Annotated in this window: 15 protein-coding genes; 5 read left to right on the plus strand and 10 right to left on the minus strand. The window is 67.0% G+C overall.

Annotated features, from left to right (window positions below; translation table 11 throughout):
* Positions 1 to 16 precede the first annotated feature (16 nt).
* Genes AC5P8Y_RS03680 through AC5P8Y_RS03690 form a run of 3 tightly spaced genes read left to right on the plus strand, consistent with a single transcriptional unit; the run spans position 17 to position 3127 of the window.
* Positions 17 to 796, plus strand: coding sequence for a CvpA family protein (locus tag AC5P8Y_RS03680; RefSeq protein WP_049403848.1), 780 nt, complete (start codon positions 17 to 19; stop codon positions 794 to 796).
* Positions 797 to 826: 30 nt separating this feature from the next.
* Complete coding sequence (gene purF / locus AC5P8Y_RS03685) at positions 827 to 2293, plus strand: amidophosphoribosyltransferase (protein ID WP_005408246.1); 1467 nt, start codon at positions 827 to 829, stop codon at positions 2291 to 2293.
* Positions 2294 to 2302: 9 nt separating this feature from the next.
* Complete coding sequence (locus AC5P8Y_RS03690; protein WP_049403849.1) at positions 2303 to 3127, plus strand: ferritin-like domain-containing protein; 825 nt, start codon at positions 2303 to 2305, stop codon at positions 3125 to 3127.
* 68 nt (positions 3128 to 3195) lie between these two features.
* On the opposite strand, the gene AC5P8Y_RS03695 is transcribed toward AC5P8Y_RS03690, so the two are convergent.
* Positions 3196 to 4653 carry a T6SS phospholipase effector Tle1-like catalytic domain-containing protein gene (locus tag AC5P8Y_RS03695; protein ID WP_111188646.1) on the minus strand — a complete coding sequence of 486 codons (1458 nt, stop codon included), beginning with the start codon at positions 4651 to 4653 and terminating at the stop codon, positions 3196 to 3198.
* Between the two features lie 225 nt (positions 4654 to 4878).
* On the opposite strand from AC5P8Y_RS03695, the gene AC5P8Y_RS03700 reads away from it, so the two are divergent.
* A complete protein-coding gene (locus AC5P8Y_RS03700; RefSeq protein WP_033835456.1) occupies positions 4879 to 6132 on the plus strand; it encodes a M12 family metallo-peptidase in 1254 nt (417 codons plus the stop codon).
* Between the two features lie 87 nt (positions 6133 to 6219).
* On the opposite strand, the gene lpxH is transcribed toward AC5P8Y_RS03700, so the two are convergent.
* The 4 genes from lpxH to AC5P8Y_RS03720 all read right to left on the minus strand — a co-directional run bounded on the left by lpxH (position 6220) and on the right by AC5P8Y_RS03720 (position 11793).
* Entirely contained in the window at positions 6220 to 6966 is a 747-nt protein-coding gene (lpxH, locus tag AC5P8Y_RS03705) for a UDP-2,3-diacylglucosamine diphosphatase (protein ID WP_033835457.1), read from the minus strand.
* 94 nt (positions 6967 to 7060) lie between these two features.
* The gene (locus tag AC5P8Y_RS03710; RefSeq protein WP_005408251.1) at positions 7061 to 7600 is read right to left on the minus strand and encodes a phosphatase PAP2 family protein; all 540 of its coding nucleotides are present in this window, start codon (positions 7598 to 7600) and stop codon (positions 7061 to 7063) included.
* Entirely contained in the window at positions 7581 to 8726 is a 1146-nt protein-coding gene (locus AC5P8Y_RS03715) for a glycosyltransferase family 4 protein (protein WP_049403851.1), read from the minus strand. The genes AC5P8Y_RS03710 and AC5P8Y_RS03715 overlap by 20 nt, the downstream gene beginning before the upstream one ends.
* Positions 8727 to 8868: 142 nt before the next feature.
* Positions 8869 to 11793, minus strand: a complete 2925-nt coding sequence (locus AC5P8Y_RS03720; protein ID WP_111188645.1) for a TonB-dependent receptor plug domain-containing protein — start codon at positions 11791 to 11793, stop codon at positions 8869 to 8871.
* Between the two features lie 143 nt (positions 11794 to 11936).
* Between AC5P8Y_RS03720 and AC5P8Y_RS03725 the strand changes: the two genes are divergently transcribed.
* Positions 11937 to 12110, plus strand: coding sequence for a hypothetical protein (locus AC5P8Y_RS03725; RefSeq protein ID WP_160314648.1), 174 nt, complete (start codon positions 11937 to 11939; stop codon positions 12108 to 12110).
* A gap of 77 nt (positions 12111 to 12187) precedes the next feature.
* Here AC5P8Y_RS03725 and ppx read toward each other — a convergent pair whose 3' ends face one another.
* From ppx to AC5P8Y_RS03750, 5 genes are all read right to left on the minus strand, one after another.
* Entirely contained in the window at positions 12188 to 13714 is a 1527-nt protein-coding gene (ppx, locus tag AC5P8Y_RS03730; protein WP_005408255.1) for an exopolyphosphatase, read from the minus strand.
* A 277-nt stretch (positions 13715 to 13991) separates the two neighbouring features.
* Positions 13992 to 16079 carry a polyphosphate kinase 1 gene (ppk1, locus tag AC5P8Y_RS03735; RefSeq protein WP_005408256.1) on the minus strand — a complete coding sequence of 696 codons (2088 nt, stop codon included), beginning with the start codon at positions 16077 to 16079 and terminating at the stop codon, positions 13992 to 13994.
* A 4-nt stretch (positions 16080 to 16083) separates the two neighbouring features.
* Positions 16084 to 17415: a phosphate regulon sensor histidine kinase PhoR gene (gene phoR / locus AC5P8Y_RS03740; RefSeq protein ID WP_005412369.1), complete on the minus strand. Its 1332-nt coding sequence runs from the start codon at positions 17413 to 17415 to the stop codon at positions 16084 to 16086.
* A gap of 106 nt (positions 17416 to 17521) precedes the next feature.
* Positions 17522 to 18211, minus strand: coding sequence for a phosphate regulon transcriptional regulator PhoB (phoB, locus tag AC5P8Y_RS03745; RefSeq protein ID WP_005408258.1), 690 nt, complete (start codon positions 18209 to 18211; stop codon positions 17522 to 17524).
* A 116-nt stretch (positions 18212 to 18327) separates the two neighbouring features.
* Entirely contained in the window at positions 18328 to 19980 is a 1653-nt protein-coding gene (locus AC5P8Y_RS03750; RefSeq protein ID WP_049403855.1) for a M48 family metalloprotease, read from the minus strand.
* Positions 19981 to 20089 lie beyond the last annotated feature (109 nt).

Here is a 20089-nt window from a genome sequence, read left to right on the forward strand (position 1 = left end):
GAAGGAGCGGGGCGCCATGATCGACGTGGTGCTGCTGATCGTGATCGCCGCCTCCACCCTGCTGGGGATGCTGCGCGGCTTCGTGGGAATCGTCATCGGCACCCTGTCGTGGCTGCTGGCCGCGTGGGCGGCCTTCGCCTTCGGCAATGACGCCGCCCATTGGTGGGCCGCCCCGGCGGCCCCCGGTGGCGAACACTTCGTCGGTGGCTACCTGGGGGTCGGCATCGGCGTGATGATCGGGGTTGCGGTGATCGGCATGGTCATCAAGGCTCTGGTCCAGCGCAGCATGCTGACCAGCCTGGACCGCCTGCTGGGCGGGGTGCTGGGCGCCGTGCGGGGCGGCCTGATCGCCGCGATCCTGCTCCTGCTGGGCAGTTTCACCCCGCTGACCGCCGAGCCCTCCTGGCAGCGCTCGGCGGTGCGGCCACTGCTGAACCCCACCGTTGCCTGGATGAACAGCAAGCTGCCGCACTGGGAGGTTCCCGGGGCCGATCTGCTGCCCAAGGCCTTGCCGACCGACGGGCTGTCCCCATCTGCATTGATGGAGTTGGGCAAGAACGCGGGCGCCGGGTTGGGAAAGCCGGGCGCGGCAGGCGATAATGGCATCCTCAACCAGGTAGTGGCAGGCAGCGGATGGCTGCGGCCTGCGAAAGCGGAACAGGGCGATTCCTACGATCCGGCCGAAGTGCGTCCGGACGCCCCAGCACTGCCGGACAGTATCGAGCCGGGCGATCCGGCCAATGTCGACCGCAGGCGCGGCGACCACCGCGGCCAGGTACGGCCACCTTCCTTGTAACTGGGCACAGCCCAGCGGAGACCTCGCACCATGTGTGGCATCGTCGGAATCGTCGGCAACCAGAACGTCGCCGGGCAGTTGTATGACGGCTTGACCGTCCTCCAGCACCGTGGCCAGGACGCGGCGGGCATCGCCACCGCCAACGGCAGCCGCCTGCGCGTGCAGAAGGCCACCGGCCTGGTCCGCGATGTGTTCGATGCCCGCACCATGTCCACCCTGGAAGGCAGCGTCGGCATCGCCCACGTGCGTTACCCGACCGCCGGTTCGGAAGGCATGGACGAGGCGCAGCCGTTCTACGTCAATTCGCCGTACGGCATCGCGCTGGCCCACAACGGCAACCTGATCAATACCGAGGCGCTGCGCCAGCAGGTGTTCGAACAGGACCGCCGCAACGTCAACACCGATTCGGACAGCGAAGTGCTGCTGAACGTGTTCGCCTACGAACTGGAACAGCAGCGCCAGCTCAGCCCGGAAGCGGCCATCCGCGCGGTGGCCGGCGTGCACCGCCGCTGCAAGGGTGGCTATGCAGTGGTCAGCGTGGTGCTGGGCCTGGGCCTGGTCGCCTTCCGCGACCCGCATGGCATCCGTCCGCTGGTGCTGGGCAAGCGCAGCCATGCCGAGGGCGACGAGTACATCGTGGCGTCCGAGTCGGCCGCGCTGGACGTGCTGGGCTTCCAGCGCGTGCGCGATGTGCAGCCGGGCGAAGCGCTGGTGATCACCGCGCGCGGCGAGCTGTTCTCGGAAATCTGCGCCGAGCCGGCCGAGCACACCCCGTGCATCTTCGAATACGTGTATTTCGCACGCCCGGATTCGATGATCGACAACGTGTCGGTGCACAAGGCGCGCATGCGCATGGGCATCAAGCTGGGCGAGAAGATCCTGCGCCTGCGCCCGGACCACGACATCGACACCATCATCCCGATCCCGGATACCTCGCGCGACGCTGCGCTTGAGATCTCCAACGTGCTCGGCGTGAAGTATCGCGAAGGCTTCATCAAGAACCGCTACATCGGCCGTACCTTCATCATGCCGGGGCAGGGCGAACGCGTGAAGTCGGTGCGTCGCAAGCTCAACCCGATCCACCTGGAGTTCCGCAACCGCGTGGTGCTGCTGGTGGACGATTCGATCGTGCGTGGCACCACCAGCCAGCAGATCGTGCAGATGGCCCGTGACGCGGGCGCGCGCAAGGTCTACCTGGCCAGCGCCGCGCCGCCGGTGCGCTACCCGAACATCTACGGCATCGACATGCCGGCGGCCGAGGAACTGGTCGCGCACAACCGCACCGTGGAAGAGATCGAAGCCCACCTGGGCTGCGACTGGCTGATCTACCAGGACCTGGAAGACATGGAAGCGGCAGTGAGCGAGGGCAATCCGGCGCTGCGCAACTTCGATTCGTCCTGCTTCAACGGCCACTACCCGACCGGCATTGAACCGGGCTACTTCGAGCGCATCCAGCAGCTGCGGTCGGACGACGCCAAGCACAAGCGCCGCGCCTGAGGACCAGGCGTGGTTGACGTGCCCGATGTTGCTGGCGACCTGCTGCGCGCAGCGCAGCAGTGCCTGGCCGAAGCCGACCCGCTGCGCAAGGTTGCGCTGACCCAGGCCTACGCCGCTGCGTTCCGTGCCGGCCGCCTGAAGGTGGCTGCCGACGCGCCACCGCCAGAGCCGATCCGCATGCCGGGCCGGCCGGCGCAGCTGGTGCTGGTGCACCCGCGCGAAGTGCCGCGGCGCGGACTGGGCGGTGTGGAAGGACGGGCCGCCTTCATCCACGCCATCGCGCATATCGAACTCAACGCGATCGACCTGGCCTGGGACGCGGTGTACCGCTTCCGCGGCCTGCCGCCGGCGTTCCATGCCGACTGGGTCAGCTGTGCCGACGACGAATCGAGGCACTTCATGCTGCTGCGGGAGCGCCTGCAGGTGCATGGCCACGACTACGCCGACTTCCCTGCGCACAACGGCCTGTGGGAAATGTGCGAAAAGACCGCGCACGATGGCCTGGCACGCATGGCGCTGGTGCCGCGCGTGCTGGAAGCGCGCGGCCTGGACGTGACGCCCGGCATGATCGGGAAACTGCGCAATGTCGGCGATGGCGAGACCGCCGATGTGCTGGAAGTGATCCTGCGCGAGGAAGTGGCACATGTGGCTGCCGGTTCGCGCTGGTACCGCTGGTACTGCGACCGCGCCGGCGTCGAACCGCGTGCACGTTTCAAGGAACTGCTGGTGGAGTACGCCGGCGGCTACCTGCACGGACCGTTCAACATGGAAGCGCGCCTGCTGGCCGGTTTCGACGCGGATGAGCTCGCCAACCTGGTCGAACAGGCCGGTTGAAGAAAAGGGGACGGAGGGGATCAAGTCGTTTGTGCCACAAACGACTTGATCCCCTCCGTCCCCTATTTTCAGGCGTTCGGCAACACCACGCGCTTGCCATCCACCGTCGGCCGGTTGATGTAGAACAGGCCGGGACCCGGCCGGTAGGGCAGTTCGCTGACGCCGGCATCGGCCGCGTAGGTCAGTGCGGTGTCGCCCAGTGCATCGAAGTTCCAGTGCGCCGATTGCATCAGGTAACGCCGGCGCAGCAGCGCCTCCTGTGTCTGCGTCAGCGGCTGTCCGGCCACCAGGCGCCGTGCGATCGGCTGCAGGGCGGACGGCAGCTCCCAGCCAGGAACCTCGGCGGCATTGGCGGTCCATTGCACGCCGGCGTCGATGGCCTGCTGCTGCATCACCTGCAGTGCAATTAGCTGGTAGCGCCAGTCGATGCGCCGACGCAGCACCACCGCGGCGGTCACATACAGCACCGGTGACAACAGCACGCTGCGGCTGCCGGCGCGACGCTGCTGCTGCCACTGGTGCCAGACATCCACCCAGACCTCCTTCTCACCCACGCCCAGCTGCTGGCGCCAGCGTTCGGCATCGGCCTGTGCTTCGGCGTAGGCCGTGGTGGCCTGCAGCAACGCCAGTGGAGGGACCTGGTAGTCGGCAACCGCGGGGCGGCGCAACTGTTGCCGGCGCGGGCGGCTGAGCAGCTTGGGACCTTCTTCCAGCTGGTTGTAGCCACCGCCGATATTCGCGTGTACGCCGGGTAGGGCGATCTCGGCAAACGGCGGTGCCACGCTGGTCAACGGATAGTGCTGTCGATGTTCATCGCGTGCAGTGAGCTGCACGACGCGACCGGCGATGCCGCCGTGCAGGGCCAGCTGCGGCCGCTCATCGGCGCGGCCGCCATTGACTGCAACAACGGTGTCGAACAGTCCGATGAAGCGCAGCGCCGGCGTGGCCGGGGCGAAGTTCGCAGTGCAGGGCAGGCCGGCGGCCTGCAGCAGCTGGCGCCAGCGCACGCCGTCCCAGCCCTGCAGTTGGTTGGCGATGTCACGTGCGGCAGCAGCACCGCGTGAATAACCGAACAGGTCCAGCTGCACGCCATGCAGCGGTCGCTGCCAGCGTGCGGATAGTCCCGACAGTGCGGCCGGAAGCAGCACCTGCAGCGCGCGCTGTACTTTCGCGCGAACGCCACTGGCACCGATGCCGAAGGCCAGCCCGATCAGATCGTCGTCGGCATCATCGCGGGTACCCACGCCTTCGACATAGATCGACAGCGAGGGAGCGGCCATCGCATCACGGCGGCTGTCCGGATACAGCTGCTGCAGGCGCGCGATGTTGGTCAGGCCGTTGTCGTAGCTGCTGGTCAGCCGGCTCTGGTAGGTCGAATCATCGTCCGCGCGCAGCTGCGCCGGTCGAGGCTGCGGAACCTGCGGACGGCCGCGCGCCAGGTTGTGTGCGTTGTTGCGGGTGCCGTCGAAGAACAGGCCGATCCGCAGCAAGCCGACATCTTCGTCCGTGTCATTCGCTGGTGCCATGTGCATTCCCCGTCGTGGCCGCGTCACGGTAGCGCGAAAGCGGTGTATTGGCGAAGTGTAGTGACGCTTTTGACCTTACTTAACGCAGATGCGGTCGATCACAGTTCCTGATTTTCATTCCCATCTTCTATTGAATTCACACGACCCGCGCAGGCCATATGGCCAAACCCGGCAAACCCGGGCGTGCTGCATCAACGCTGTTCACATCATTCAAGGAGCGACACAATGTTGTCCAGATCGATTGGCAAAGCGGCAGGTGGCCTGGTGTTGGGTTTGTCGGTGGCGGCAGCCGCGCATGCGGCACCGTTGTTCGAACCGGTGACGGTCATCAGCCGGGCATCGGCCAACAGCGAGCCTGCACTCGGCAAGCTGCTGGCCACCCCGTCCACGGCGACGGTGCAGGAAGTGCGTGTCGACGCGGCGGCTACGGCGCAGCCGCAGCTGGAATTCGAGCTGCTCGGCAAACGGGTGCAGGCGGTGCGCAGCAAGGTCGAGGCGCTGCCCGATGGTGGCAGCATCTGGTACGGCCAGTTCCGTTCGCCGTCCGACCGGTTGACCGCCGCCACCTCCAGCGGCCAGGACGATCCGGGCAATTCGTTGATCCTGGTACGTTCGGGCGACACCATCACCGGTTCGATCCGCAAGGACGGCAAGCTTTATCGCCTGCGTCCACTGGGTAACCGCCACGTGCTGGTCGAAGTCGACGAATCGAGGATGCCAGCCGATCATCCGGCTGACTACAACCAGCTGCCGAAGATCCCGATGGGCAACAACGACCGCATCGGCATCGCGCAGGCCTCGTCCGGTAGCCCGGCCACCATCCGCGTGCTGGTGGTGGCGACCAATGCAGCGGTAGCGGCTTATGGCGGCAACATGCAGTCGCTGGTGCAGCTGGCGGTGGCCGAATCCAACCAGGGTTATGTCAACAGCAACGTCGGCATCACCATGGAACTGGCCCGCTACGAGACCACCAGTTACACCGAATCGGGCAGCTTCGATACTGATCTCGCGCGCTTCCGCGGCACCAGCGACGGCTACATGGACAGCATCCACACCAGTCGAAACACCTACACGGCGGACGTGGGCGTGCTGCTGATCAACAACACGGCGTACTGCGGCCTGGCGTCGGGGATCGGCTCGACGGCGTCGACGGCGTTCGCTGCGGTGTACTGGGATTGCGCAACCGGCTACTACTCGTTCGCGCACGAGATCGGCCATCTGCAGAGCGCGCGGCATGACATCGCCACCGACTCGAGCACCTCGCCCTACGCCTATGGCCACGGCTATCGCTACGAGCCAGCCACCGGCACCGGATGGCGCACGATCATGGCCTACAACTGCACCCGCAGCTGCCCGCGCCTGAACTACTGGTCGAACCCGAACATCAGCTACAACGGCATCCCGATGGGCAATGCCAGTACCGCCGACAACCAGCGCGTGCTGGTCAATACCAAGGCCACCATCGCGGCCTTCCGCTGAGGCCAGGCGCCGACCAGGCGCGGCGTCTACCCGGGCACGTGCACCTGCCCGGGTAGATGCCAACCTTGGTTGGCACCTTCGGACCCATCATTCGCGCGCGAGCGTATCCAGCGACCAGCCGCCGGCATCCACGCGCAGCACCGATCCCTGCTCGTACCAGTCACCCAGCACGATGCGGGTGCAGGCACGGCCACCGGCCTGCAGCGAATGGATCGCCGGGCGGTGGGTGTGGCCATGGATCATGGTGTCCACGCCATGGCGCGCGAACGTGGCATCGACTTCGGACGGCGCCACGTCGGTGACGGTCTCGAACTGCGCGCGATCACCCTGCTTCATTTCCGACTGGCGGGCCTGGCTGGCTTCGCGCGCCTTCTGCGCGAACGCGATACGCGCTGCCAGCGGCTGTGACAGGAACTGTGCCTGGAACGCCGGGTCACGCGTCTGTGCACGGAACTGCTGGTAGGGAATGTCATCGGTGCACAGCAGGTCACCGTGCTGCAGCAGCACCGGGCGACCGTAGAGGTCGATCACGCATGGGTCGGGCAGGATGCGCAGGCCGGCACGGCGCGCATAGTCTTCACCGAGCAGGAAGTCGCGGTTGCCGCGGATGAAGTACACCGGCACGCCGCTGTCGGAGAGTACCTTCAGTGCATCGGCCACCGCATCGGCGGCAGGCGAGGGCGTGTCGTCGCCGATCCAGGCTTCGAACAGGTCGCCGAGGATGTACAGCGCATCGGCGCCGGGCGCCTGCTCGCGCAGGAAGCGCAGGAACAGGTCGGTGATCTCCGGACGGCTGGGGTCCAGGTGCAGGTCGGAAATGAACAACGTGGTCATGCGGGCATTCTAGGGCATCAACGATGACGGTAGCGCCGCCGGCATCGTGGGGTTCAGATCCCTCTTCGAAGGAAAACGGATCTGACCCAGGGGGCTACACCGGCAACGGCAACCAGGCCAGGCTGGCCGAAGCCAGCCCGATGGCGATGCCGGTGGCGGCCAGCACATCGGACGGGTAGTGCAGGCCGAGTACCACCCGCGACAGCGCCACGCCCGCAGTGAACGGCACCAGCAGTGGCGCCAGCCACGGGTAATAGGCCAGCGCCACGATGGTGAACGACACCGCGTGCAGGGTATGCCCGGAGGGGAAGCTGAACTCGTCCAGCGGTGCCACCCAGGCACGGATGCGCAGGTCGGCGGCATACGGACGCGGGCGCCGGGTCCAGCGCTTGAGGCCCTTGTACAGCAACAGCGCGGCCAGGCCGGTGGCGGCCATGTGCACCGATGCGCGCAGGCCGTCGAAGCCATCAAGCAGCACCAGGGCGCCCATCAGCACATACCAGAACACGCCGTCACCGAGCCGGCTGATGACCGCGAACAGGCGGCGCACGCGGCGGCGGCGGCAGTAGTGGTTGGCCCGCCGGCACAGGCGCGCTTCGCGGTCGGCCAGCAGTTCAAGCCGCGTTGTGCGCATGGCCGGTCCTCCGCGACTGGGCCAGTTCGGCCAGCAGGGCGTCGAATTCCGCCACCACCTGCTGCGGATGCAGGCGCTTCATGGCGCGTGCGGCGTTGCTGCCCAGCATGTGGCGCTGCGCGTCATTCGCGGCCAGTTGCACGGCCGCGTCGATGAACTGCTCGTCGTTGTCCACTGCGGCGCCATTCTCGCCATTGCGCAGGTACTCGCGCGCCGCGCCGTAGTCGAAGGCCACCGTTGCCACGCCGCTGGCCATGCTTTCAAGGGTCACGTTGCCGAAGGTCTCGCTGCGGCTGGGGAACAGGAACAGATCGCCGCTGGCAAAATGACGTGCAAGCGCATCGCCACGCTGGACGCCGCAGAAGATGAAGTCGGGATTTTCATGCGCCAGCTTTTCGCGGGCCGGGCCATCGCCCACCCACACGAAGCGGGCCTTCGGACGGATCTGCTGCAACCGACGGAAGGCCTTCACCGCCAGCCCGAGGTTCTTCTCCGCGGCGATGCGGCCAACGTAGATCGCCACCAGGCCGTTGCCGTCCACGCCCCACTCTTCGCGCAGGGCAGGGTCACGACGGTTCGGATCGAACTGCTGGCTGTCGACCGCGCGCGCCAGCAGGCGTACGCGTTCGAAGCCCTGTTCGCCGAGGAACTGCTGCAGTTCGCGGGTGGGTACCAGGGTTGCATCGGCCTGGTTGTGGAAGCGGCGCATCCAGCGCATCGCGGCGGCCTGTAGCCAGGCCACGCCGTAGTCGGGCAGGTACTCGTCGAAGCGGGTGTGGAAGCCACTGGCCACCGGGATGCCGAGGCGCCGTGCGGTGCGCACCGCCGACCAACCCAGTGGGCCTTCGGTGGCGACATAGACGGCATCCGGGCGTTGCTGCTGCCAATGGCGACCGAGCCGGATCGGTGCCGGCATGCCGAAGCGCAGGCCGGGGTAGCGCGGCAGGGCGGCGCCGGGAACCAACAGGGTGCCCGGTGCGGAGTCCAGCGCTTCGTTGGCCTGGCGGGGCCGGATCAGGTCGATCTCATGGCCGGAATTGCGCAGTCCCTGCTCCAGCCCCTGCACGGTGAGGGCAACGCCGTTCACTTCCGGCGGATAGGTCTCGGTGACGATGGCATAGCGCATGGCGGGCCTCCGGGTTTCCGGCATGCTCGGGCCTGGCGATGTAGCCGATGTGACCGCTTTGCGACCGGCAGATGACGCGGCCGGAAGCGTACGCCACCACGGCCCCGAAGGGCCGTGGTGGGCACCGTGCGTGGTGCGTGGATCAGAAGCGCTGCTGGTATTTCATGTAGATGAAACGGCCGATGTCGAAGCCACCGTAGTAGGAGAAGTTGGCACTCGGCTGGCTGTACATGGCCGGGCCCTGGCGGCCGAACACGTTGTTGGCGCCGATTGAAACGGTGGCGTCCCACGGCAGTCTGTAGCGCGCCTGCACGTCATGGAAGGTGACCGATCCACGACGGTTGTAGTCGCGCGTACCGCTGAACCACGGCGCGCGCTGGTCGGGGTGGGAACACTCGTTCGGATAATCCTCCGCACCCAGGCAGCGTTCCTTGACGGCGGAGAAGTAACGCAGGCCCCAGGTCAGGCCGAGGTTGCCATGCTCCCAGCCCAGCGACGCGTTGGAGCGCACGCGGAAGCCGATGCCGCCATTGCCGGCGATGCCATTGCTGGGGATGGCCGGTACGCCGGCTTCGTTGGTGGTCTTCTCTTCGGCGTTGACCACATAGGTGGACTTCCAGTCGGCGCTCAACCTGCCCCAGCGGGTTTCGACCTTGTGGCCGATCTCCAGGTCGTAGCCTTCTGCGTGGCGGAAGCCGCTGTTGCGGTTGCCGAAGTTGAGTTTGTTGACGATGCCCAGCTCCGGGTCGCGGGTGAAGCTGCTGCAGCGCTCGGCAATACCCAGCTCGTAGCAGTCGCGAAGGATGTCGTTGGGATGGTCGGAGACGATGGTGTTGTCGATGCGGATCTTCCACCAGTCCAGTGCGATGTGAAGCCCTTCGGCGAACGTCGGGCTCCAGACCAGGCCCAGAGTGCGGCTGGTCGAAGTTTCCGGCTGCAGGTCGGGATTGGAGCCGTTGGTGAAGGGCAGGGGCGTCTGCCCACTGCTGCCGGTGATGGGTTCATTGCCCTGGCCGAGCTGGCGGTAGGTGTCGGCGTTGGCGATGTCGGCAGCACATCGCGCGCGGACCTCGGCACTGCTTGCGGCTGCGCCATGGACCGTATCGCAGGGATCGCGGAAGCCGGTGGTGAACGTCTCCGAGCCGCCGCCGTACAGGTTGGCGATGGTCGGCGCACGGAAGCCCTGTGCCCAAGTGCCGCGGACCAGCAGCTGATCGATCGGCTTCCAGGTGAAGCCGAACTTGCTGTTGAGGGTTCCGCCGAAGGTGGAGTAGTCCGAGTACCGTGTCGCCGCGCTGAGGGTCAGTTCGCGGGCACCGGCGAGGTCGCGCAGCACCGGCACGCTCAGTTCCAGGTAGGCCTCGTCGACACGGTAGCCGCCACCGGTGGGGCCTGCCGCGAGGTTGGTGGTGGCACCGGTCTGCGCAAGCGCATCAGGGATGAAGCGGCCGTCCTCGCGGCGGCTCTCGGCCCCAACGGCGAAGGCCAGCTCGCCGGCGGGCAGGCTGGCAAGGCTGCCGCTGAGGTTGGCGAACAGGTTGCGGGTGGTGGTGCGGCCGCGGGTGAGTTCTTCCGGGAACAGCCAGTCCTGTAGCTCCGTGTTGCCGGTCAGGCCATAGGGATCGTCCTGGCCATACGGAACCAGCGGGTTCCAGGGTTTGCAGCCTGCGATCGGCGCATCCGGCGTTCCGCATTCGACCTTGCCGGTTGCCGGGTTGTAGAACGAAGGACCGGTGGCATCGGCCACGCGCTGCTTGTGCAGGTTGCCGGTGGCACGTTGGGTCAGCTCACTGCGGTTGTACTGGTAACCCGCTTCCCAGTCGAAGTCGCGACCGCCGAATTCGAAGTTGCCCTCGAGTGCCGCGACGGCCTGCCAGGTGGTCAGATCGCTGGTGCTGACGCGAGGAATCTCCCAGGTACGACGGTTCCAGTGCACATCGCTGGGCGTGTCGTAGCCGTGATGGCTGCCGAACGGGTTGAACCAGCTGTCGGCCGACATCGGGGTGATGCCGGCTGGGCCGGACTGGAAGGGATAGCCGGCAATCTGGCGCGTGGTGGTGCGCCGGTTGTAGGCCAGCTGGGTGTTGAAACGGACCTGGTCGTTCAGCTCCACGCGCGCATCGACGAAGATCGAATCGCGCTTGATCGGCGTCTGCAGATGCATCTGCTCGTTGCTGTTGCTGACATCACCGGTGAACGGTGTGTTGTCGCTGAGGTGGAAGCTGTCTGGCCCACCTGGCTGGCGGCCACGGTCGAGCGAGTAGCTGCAGCCCCGGCTGTTGCTGCAGCCGGGGCCCTTGAAGCCGGTGATGCGACCCCACTGGCCGACCGTGGTCCAGCCGTCATCCGCGTGGCCGTCGGTATAGGTATAGGCACTGAAGCCGCGGTCCCTGGCCCAGACGCCCTTTTCTTCGACATGCTCGGCAGCAACGCTGATGGAAGCACGGTCATTGGACCAGCCGGCAACCACGTCGTACTGGGTACGGGCACCGTCGCCTTCACTGTATTGGCCGTGATAGACGTTGGCGGTTACACCCTGAACGTTGCGCCGGGTGATGATGTTCACCACGCCGGCCATCGCGTCGGACCCGTAGATGGCCGAGGCACCGTCCTTGAGCACTTCCATGCGTTCCACCGCAGCGGCAGGAATGCTGGAGATGTCCTGAAAACCCGAAGTGGTCATGCCCAGCCGCTTGCCGTTGACCAGCACCAGGGTGCGCTGCGCACCGAGGCCACGCATGTTCACGTAGCTGCCGCCGGCGGCTTCGCCGGCGCTCAACGGGCTGGCGCGGCTCAATGCCGGGCTGCCGGTCGCGGTCAGGTTCTGCAGGATGTCGGCAACGGAGTTGAAGCCCTGTCGCTCGATGTCGGCGCGGCTGACGGTCAGCACCGGCTGTGCGGTTTCCAGGTCGACCTGGCGGATGCGTGAGCCGGTGATTTCGATGCGGTCCAGCGTGGTGGCTTCCGGTGCCTGCTGCGCGAGCGCTGGAACGGCCAGGGTTGTGGTGGCCGTGATTGCAAGCGCACGACGGATCGCCAGCCCCAGTGCGGGAATACGGATGGTCATGGGTGTCTCTCTCTCAGTCTTCGAAGTCTTCGGTGCGCAGCCAAGCGGGCCGCGCCAACGCCACCGCAGGCGGTGGTTGTTCGAACCTAGTGAAGGAGGAGAGGGAGAGGTATGGGGAAAGGACGAAATCGCCATGGAGCGGCATGACGCTTCCGCACAAACCGGAAGTGAATCAATCGATTGATCTGATCGACGGCGGAGCGATGGACGATGCACCCTCGCCCCGACTCTGGACCGAAAGCGTCATGGCAATTGCAGGCAGCGACAACCTGCGCGGAAACAGTAAAGACCATCGCTCCGAAGGGTCGTGGTCGTAGAGCTTCAACAGTTTGTCGAACACGCGCGGAACAGGCCTTTGGCGACGCGTCATGACGTGCCGCCCTGGCCGTAGGGATCAGGCCACGAACGGCCGGAACTGGATGCCCAGCCCGGCGATGCCGTCGGTCTCGCCGATCAGGTCGGCGCGGAGCAGTGGACGCGCATCGATGAAGGCCTGCGGCACGATCAGCGACAGGCGGTTGTCGTCCGCGGTCAATTCCAATGCCGGCAGCGGATCGTCCTCGTGGGCGCGGTTGAGCAGTACCGCCAGGCGCAGCAGGGCGGCCAACCGGCGTGCGGTCAGCAGCAGGCGCTCGGGCAGGGCGTCGAACGCGGTCTTGGTCACGCTGCGGCGATGGCTGCGTACCAGTGCGGCCAGCATCTGCTGCTCCTGCCGCGAGAAGCCGGCGATGTCCGAGTGTTCCAGCACGTAGCTGCCATGCACGTGGTAGCCGCTGTGGGCAATCATCAGGCCCAGCTCGTGCAGGCGCGCGGCCCAGCCGAGCATGCGTGCGTCGTCGGCATCGAGTTTCCAGCGCTCCTGCACCTGCTCCAGCAGCGACAGCGCGGTGTCCTGCACACGGTCGGCCTGTACCGTATCGATGCCGTAGCGCTGGCTGAGCGCGGCCACCGATTCGTCGCGCAGGTCGTTCTCACCGGCACGGCCGACGATGTCGTACAGGATGCCTTCGCGCATCGCCGCCTTGCTGACCAGCAGCTTCTGCAGGCCCAGGGCCTGGAAGGCGGCCTCCAGCACCAGGATGCCGCCGGCGATGATCGGGCGGCGGTCGCTGGACAGGCCCGGCAACTGGATGTCGTCGATCTTCTTGGCCTTCAGCAGCTCGTCGCGCAGCTGGGGCAGGGCCTCAGCGGTGATCGCGCCCTTGCTCAGCTTCATCGTCGCGCAGATCTCGCTGATTGCCTTGTGCGTGCCCGAAGATCCGAGCGCTTCCTGCCAGCCCAGTGCGCGGTACTTGCTGGCAAAGGGCTGGAACTCGCGGCCGATCTCGGCCAGCGCGTCCTTCCAGCGCTTCTTGCTCAGCTTGCCGCCGGGGAAGAAGCGGCGGGTGCTGGCGATGCAGCCGGCCTGCAGGCTTTCACGCTCCAGGGTCTGCATGCCCATGCCGATGATGAATTCGGTGGAGCCGCCGCCGATGTCGATGACCAGCCGGCGCTGGCCGGGCTTGGGCGGTTGCGCGTGGGCCACGCCGAGGTAGATCAGGCGCGCTTCTTCGCGGCCACTGACCACTTCGATGGCATGCCCCAGCGCGGTTTCGGCCGGGACCAGGAACGACTGCGGCGAGCGCAGCTGGCGTACGGTGTTGGTGGCCAGCGCGCGTACCCGGTGCGGCGGCACATTGCGGATGCGCTGGCCGAAGCGGGCCAGGCATTCCAGCGCGCGCTGCCGTGCGGCGGAAGAGAGCCCACCTTTGCCATCCAGGCCATCGGCCATGCGCACGGTTTCGCGCAGGCGGTCGATCACCCGCAGCTGGCCGAGCGTGTAGCGCGCGATGACCATGTGGAAACTATTGGAGCCAAGGTCGATGGCGGCCAGCAGGTCGCCATCCTGCAATGCGGGCGGAGTCGTAGTGGTATGCGGCATGGGCGAATGTTAGCCGAAGGGACGGTGTGCTCGTCACCGCGCGGCCTTCACATTTTGGAAGAGGGGAGTGCGGCAGGGCTGCGCCCTGCACCCGCAGAGGCAACGTCAACGTCAACGTCAAAAGCGGGGTATCCGTGGGATGGCGGACCCACCCCGCCTTCGACAGATTTCTGCGATCTGATGGTGGGTGCCGACCGTTGGTCGGCACTGATCCTATCCCGCCCCAAATCGGTGCCTACTGCTCTTGGTAGGTGTCGACCTTGGTCGACACACCGGGTCAGAGCCCCTGCATCAATGCCATCTGCGCAGAATGCGGGGCTTCGTCGTGGGCCGGGGCACGCTTGTGGTAGATGCCGTCGGCATCCAGTTCCCAGGCGTTGAGGTTGTCGTCCAGGTAGTTCTGCAGCACCTCGCGGTAGACCCGCTTGGCCAGCTCCGGGTCGAGAATCGGGAAGCAGGTCTCGACCCGGCGCAGCAGGTTGCGCTCCAGCCAGTCGGCGCTGGCGCAGTACATCTCCGGTGCGCCGTCGTTGCCGAACCAGTAGACGCGGCTGTGCTCCAGGAAGCGGCCGACGATCGAGCGCACGCGGATGTTGTCCGAGATGCCCGGCACACCCGGGCGCAGGGTGCAGGCGCCGCGGATGATCAGGTCGATCTGCACGCCGGCCTGCGAGGCGGCGTACAGCGCGCGCACCACTTGCGGTTCGTTCAACGCGTTCATCTTGGCGATGATCCGCGCGGGGCGGCCGGCGGCGGCGATGCGCGTTTCGCGCTCGATGCGGCCGAGGATGCCGGTGTGCAGGGTGAAGGGCGACTGCAGCAGGCGCTTGAGCTTCATCTTCGAGGCCAGCCCGGACAGCTGCTGGAACAGCAGGTGCACGTCGTTGCCGATGTCCGCATCGGCGGTGATCAGGCTGATGTCGGTGTACGCGCGGGCGGTGCCGCTGTGGTAGTTGCCGGTGCCCAGGTGTACATAGCGGCGCAGCTTGCGGCCCTCGCGGCGCACGATCAGCAGCATCTTGGCGTGGGTCTTGTAGCCGACCACGCCGTACACCACCTGCACGCCGGCTTCCTGCAGGCGATCGGCCAGGCCCAGGTTTGCCTCTTCGTCGAAGCGTGCGCGCAGTTCAACGACCACGGTCACGTCCTTGCCGTTGCGCGCGGCCTGGATCAGCGCATCGACAATCAGCGAATCCTTGCCGGTGCGGTACAGGGTCTGCTTGATCGCCAGCACGTTGGGGTCGATCGCCGCCTGCCGGATCAGGTCCAGCACCGCGGTGAAAGCATCGAACGGGTGGTGCAGCAGCAGGTCCTGGCGCGCCGCGGTCTCGAAGATGCCGTCGCTGTCGCGCAGCGTGCGCGGGGTCATTGGCGGGTACTTCAGGTCCGGCTGTGCGATCAGGTCGTACAACTGGATGATGCGGTTGAGGTTGACCGGGCCGTCGATGCGGTACACCGCGTTCTCGGTCAGGCCGAAGTTCTGCAGCAGGGTGCGCACGATCTCGCGCGGCATGTCCTGCGCGATTTCCAGCCGCACCGCCGGCCGGTAGCCGCGATCGACCAGTTCGTCGCGCAGTGCCAGCGCCAGGTTCTCCACCTCCTCCTCGTCCACCACCAGCTCGGAGTTGCGGGTGACGCGGAACTGGTAGGCCCCCTGGACTTCCATGCCCGGGAACAGCTCATCGACGAAGGTGGACAGCACCGAGGACAGGAACACGAAATTCTGCGACCCGCCGAGCTTCTCCGGCAGCTGGATGATGCGCGGCAGCGAGCGCGGCGCACGCACGATGGCCAGATGGCCGGCGCGGCCGAACGCGTCGGTACCCTTCAGCACCACCACGATGTTCAGCGACTTGTTGAGGATCTTCGGGAACGGGTGCACCGGGTCCAGGCCCAGCGGCGACAGCACCGGCATGATCTCGTTGCGGAAATAGGCGCGCAGCCAGCGCCTCTGCCGATCGGTCCAGGAGTGGCGGCCGAGCACGCCGATGCCGGCCTCCATCAGCGCCGGGCGCAGCGTCTCGTTCCAGCAGCGGTACTGTTGGTCGACCAGTTGTGCCGCGCGGTCGTGGATGGCGTTGAGGATCGCCTGCGGGCTCATCCCGTCCGGTGCCGGTGGCAGGCCGAATTCCTGCGCGTGGCGGACGGCGGCGGCGCGGATCTCGAAGAACTCGTCCAGGTTGGTGCAGGAGATGCACATGAAGCGCAGGCGCTCCAGCAGCGGCACCTGCGGATCCATCGCCTGCGCCAGCACGCGGAAGTTGAAATCCAGCTGCGACAGCTCGCGGTTGATGTAGAGCGCCGGGTCGCGCAACGGATCGTTGTCCGGGCTCACGGGGAGGGGGAGGGATCCGAGGCTGCTCATGGCGTCATTCTTCGATGGAAGTCAGGGGGGCGGACTCGCGCGGGCGCACGTGGTCGGCATCGAAATGGCAGGAAAACACCGAGCCCTTGCCGACCTCGCTTTCAATCTCCAGCCGCGCGTGGTGCAGGCCGAGGATGTGCTTGACGATGGACAGGCCCAGGCCGGTACCGCCGCTTTCGCGGGAGCGGCTGCTGGAGACACGGTAGAAACGTTCGGTCAGGCGTGGCAGGTGGGAAGCCGGGATGCCGTAACCGGAATCGCGCACTGCCAGCACCGCGCCATCGCCTTCGCGGCGGAACTCCACGGCGATGCGGCCACCGGCCGGCGTATAGCGCACCGCATTGGTGACCAGGTTGGAGAAGGCGCTATGCAGCTCCTTGGTGGAACCCTGCAGGTCGACGCCGGCCAGATCGTCGATGCTGATCTGGTGGCGGCCCTGGCTGTGCGCTTCGGCCTCGCGGCGTAGTGTGGCCAGCATCGGCTGCATGGCGACGGTCTCTTCCTCGCTGTGCTCCTGCGATTCCAGCCGCGACAGGGTCAGCAGGTCTTCCACCAGCTGGGCCATGCGCTGGCTCTGCTTGCGCATTTCTTCCAGCATCGGACCGGTGCCCGGGAAATCCTCCGGGTCCATCATGTCCAGGTAACCGTGGACCACGGTGAGCGGCGTGCGCAGTTCGTGTGAAACGTTGGCGACGAAGTCGCGGCGCACCTGTTCCAGGCGCAGCAGCTTGCTGACGTCGCGGGCGATCAGCAGCCAGTAGTCCGAAGAATACGGAATCAGTCGCAGGTTCAGGCGGATCGCAGGATCGACCGGTGAGGGCACGTCCAGGATCGGCTCGGCGTTGCGGCCGCCGGCCAACCAGTGCGCCAGCGGCATCGGCTGCAGGCGTTCGACCAGCGCCTCGCCGAGGTCGCCCGGATGATGCAGGCCAAGCAGGGCGGTGGCCGCTTCGTTGAACCACTGCACGCGCTGGCTGTTGCGGTCCAGCACCACCACGGCATCGGGCAGCGCGGCGGCAGCGGCGCGGTAGCTGCGCAGCATGTCGAGCAGGCGGCGCTTGCGAACGCGCATTTCCACCTGGTTGCGGTACAGCAGGCGGTCCAGCTCGTTCCAGACGCCGGTGCCTTCCTCGGCGGTGTCCCAGCGCTGGCGCGCGGTCAGCCGGCGCAGCACGCTGCGCAGCCGCCAGTAATGCCAGGCCAGGGTGGCCAGCGCGCCCAGTGCGATGCACAGCCACAGGTGACCCGTGAACCACCCCACCAGTCCGGAGAACAGCAGTACCGCGGCAACGGTGGCCAGGGTCTTCAACCAGGCAGAGCGGATGTGGCGGGGCATTGCGATCTCGTCGTTGAAGTGCGGCGGTTCACTGGGGTGAACCGAGGGTTATAGCAGAGTTGCCGGCGCCGGCACCCGCGGGTGCGCGGCGTCGGCACGACGAGACTCAGGTCGCGGTGGAGAAGCGGTAGCCGGCGCCGCGCACGGTCTGCACCATGTTCTCGGCGTTGAACGGTTCCAGCGTCTTGCGCAGGCGGCGGATGTGCACGTCGATGGTGCGCTCCTCCACGTACACGCTGCCGCCCCACACATGGTCCAGCAGCTGGGCGCGGGTGTAGACGCGCTCGGGGTGGGTCATGAAGAAGTGCAGCAGGCGGTACTCGGTCGGGCCGATCGGCACCGGCTGGTCGTTGGCGAACACGCGATGGGCGGCGCCGTCGATGCGGATCGGGCCGACGGCCACGCTGCCGTCCTCGTCGTCCTCGCGGGCGCGGCGCATGACCGCACGGATGCGGGCCAGCAGTTCGCGCGCCGAGAACGGCTTGACCACATAGTCGTCGACGCCGGCTTCAAGGCCACCTACGCGGTCGTTCTCTTCACCGCGGGCGGTCAGCATGATGATCGGCACTTCGCGGGTCAGCGTTTCCTTGCGCCAGCGGCGGGCCAGGTCCAGGCCGCTGGTGCCGGGCAGCATCCAGTCCAGCAGGATCAGGTCGGGGACGCGATCGGCGATGGCGGTCTGGGCCTCACGGGCATCGCCGGCGTGGACCGGTTCGTAATCGCCCTTGCGCAGGGCGAAGGCGACCATTTCACGGATCGCGGGCTCGTCATCGACGATCAGGATGCGTTTCTGCACGAGGACACCGTAGGGCTCGGTTACTGGAGTGGTGCCAGTAGACTACGGTTTGATGACATGTTTGTGACTACCTGGCCGGAACCGGTCGGGATTGCCATCGACCGGTCACGCAGCACTCAGCGGCGGTCCAGGTCCGGGTCCTGCACGCCCTGGCGGCGCAGCTCCAGCACGGTGGGGGTGATCGCCTCGATGCGCGCATCCACCCGCGCCCGGCCCACGTAGTCCAGCGCCGGGTTGCGCTTGAGGGCCTGCAGCTGCATCAGCGATTGCTCCGGGCGGCCGCTGAGGAAGGCGGCCTCGGCATAGGCCTCGCTGGCGCGCACGCTGTCACCGGCCAGCTCGCTGGCGCGGGCGTATCGCTGCTGGAAGACCGGATCGTTACCACTTTGCGACAGCAGGGGCCGCAGCATGGCCTGCGCGCGCTGGCCGGCCTCGCGGGTGCCCTGTTCGTTCAGGATCTCGGCGTAGGTCAGGGCCACGGGCCGGCTGTTGGGGTGCTCGCGCAGCAGCTGCTCGAAACGGGTGTTGGCCTGCGCGCCCAGTCCGGCACGCGATTCGGCCTCGCCCAGGCCCAGTGCCAGCCACAGGTTGTCCGGGCGGGTCTGTAGCAGGCTGGCCAGGGTCTGCCGGGCCTGCGTGGCACCGCTGCGGCCGCCGCGCATGACCGCCAGCGCCTGGCCATAGCGCTGGGCGTCGTTGAGACCGTCCTTCTGCCGCTTGGCCATGTCCGCGTATTCGCGCTCCAGCTCGGCGGTGGAATCGGCGCTCAGCACGCGCAGGCGCTCGCGCGCCCACTCGAAGTCGCCACTGGCGCCACGGGCCAGCTGGCCGACCGGAACGCGCAGCACGCTGCTGGGAAGCAACGGGTTGTTTCCGCGCAGCAGCGGCTCGGCCAGGCCCGGATCGGCTGGATTCACCCGCTCCTTGCGCTCGCCGCTGGGGGTGCTGGTGGTCAGCAGCACCGTGTCCTTCTTCATCTGCTCGGCGCGGGCCTTGGCCTCGCTGATGCGGGTGATGTTGACCGGATGGGTGCGCAGGAACTCGGGCACGCTGTAGCCGCCCTCGTTGCCGCGCATCGCCGCCGACATGCGCTCGAAGAAGCCGGCCATGGCATCCACGTCGTAGCCGCTGCGCGACAGGGTGCGGATGCCGAGGCGGTCGGCCTCCGATTCGTTGGAGCGCGTGTAGTTGATCTGCCGCTGCTGCATCAGGCCCATGCCGGAGCTGATCGCGGCCATCGTCGCGTTGCCGGAGGAGGTGCTGTTGCTGGCCTGCGCGGCTACCACCGCCGCCAGCATGCCGAGCAGGATCGGGATCTGGTCGCGCTGGGCGCGTTCGACCCCGCGCAGCACGTGCTGCTGGGTGACGTGCGCGATTTCGTGCGACAGCACTGCAGCCACCTCGTCCTCGCGCTCGGCGGTCAGCACCAGGCCGGCATTGACCCCGATATAGCCGCCCAGCGTGGCGAAGGCGTTGATCTGGCGGTCCTTCATCACGAAGAACGTGTAGGGCTGGCGCGGCTGGTCGCTGTTGGAGCCAAGCCGGGTGCCCATGGTCTGCAGCCAGTCGTTCACCAGTGGGTCGTCCAGCAGGTAGCCATAGTTGCGCAGCTCGCGCAGCATCATCGCGCCGTACTCGGCCTGGCGCGCCGGGGTCAGCAGCTCGCCGGCCGAGGAGCCGATGTCGGGCAGCTTCTCCTGGGCCTGGGCCTGGGCCAGCGGCATGGCCAGGGCCAGGGTAACGGCGGTAGTCAGCAGCAGGGCTCGCAAGCGGAAGGTCCTCGGGCAGGGCGCGCCAAGCGTGGCAGGGCAGGGGGCAACCATTCGTTAACCCACAGTGTTGCGGCGGTGGCGTGGAATTTCCAGCGCACCGGTACCA

The organism is Stenotrophomonas sp. YJH_SMC_12-1 (assembly GCF_059370935.1).

Bases quoted from the DNA above. Each gene is read 5' to 3' on its own strand.
- AC5P8Y_RS03680 (WP_049403848.1), top strand. From the start codon at position 17: ATGATCGACGTGGTGCTGCTGATCGTGATCGCCGCCTCCACCCTGCTG.
- purF (WP_005408246.1), top strand. From the start codon at position 827: ATGTGTGGCATCGTCGGAATCGTCGGCAACCAGAACGTCGCCGGGCAG.
- AC5P8Y_RS03695 (WP_111188646.1), bottom strand. From the start codon at position 4,653: ATGGCACCAGCGAATGACACGGACGAAGATGTCGGCTTGCTGCGGATC.
- AC5P8Y_RS03700 (WP_033835456.1), top strand. From the start codon at position 4,879: ATGTTGTCCAGATCGATTGGCAAAGCGGCAGGTGGCCTGGTGTTGGGT.
- lpxH (WP_033835457.1), bottom strand. From the start codon at position 6,966: ATGACCACGTTGTTCATTTCCGACCTGCACCTGGACCCCAGCCGTCCG.
- AC5P8Y_RS03710 (WP_005408251.1), bottom strand. From the start codon at position 7,600: ATGCGCACAACGCGGCTTGAACTGCTGGCCGACCGCGAAGCGCGCCTG.
- AC5P8Y_RS03715 (WP_049403851.1), bottom strand. From the start codon at position 8,726: ATGCGCTATGCCATCGTCACCGAGACCTATCCGCCGGAAGTGAACGGC.
- AC5P8Y_RS03720 (WP_111188645.1), bottom strand. From the start codon at position 11,793: ATGACCATCCGTATTCCCGCACTGGGGCTGGCGATCCGTCGTGCGCTT.
- AC5P8Y_RS03725 (WP_160314648.1), top strand. From the start codon at position 11,937: ATGACGCTTCCGCACAAACCGGAAGTGAATCAATCGATTGATCTGATC.
- ppx (WP_005408255.1), bottom strand. From the start codon at position 13,714: ATGCCGCATACCACTACGACTCCGCCCGCATTGCAGGATGGCGACCTG.
- ppk1 (WP_005408256.1), bottom strand. From the start codon at position 16,079: ATGAGCAGCCTCGGATCCCTCCCCCTCCCCGTGAGCCCGGACAACGAT.
- phoR (WP_005412369.1), bottom strand. From the start codon at position 17,415: ATGCCCCGCCACATCCGCTCTGCCTGGTTGAAGACCCTGGCCACCGTT.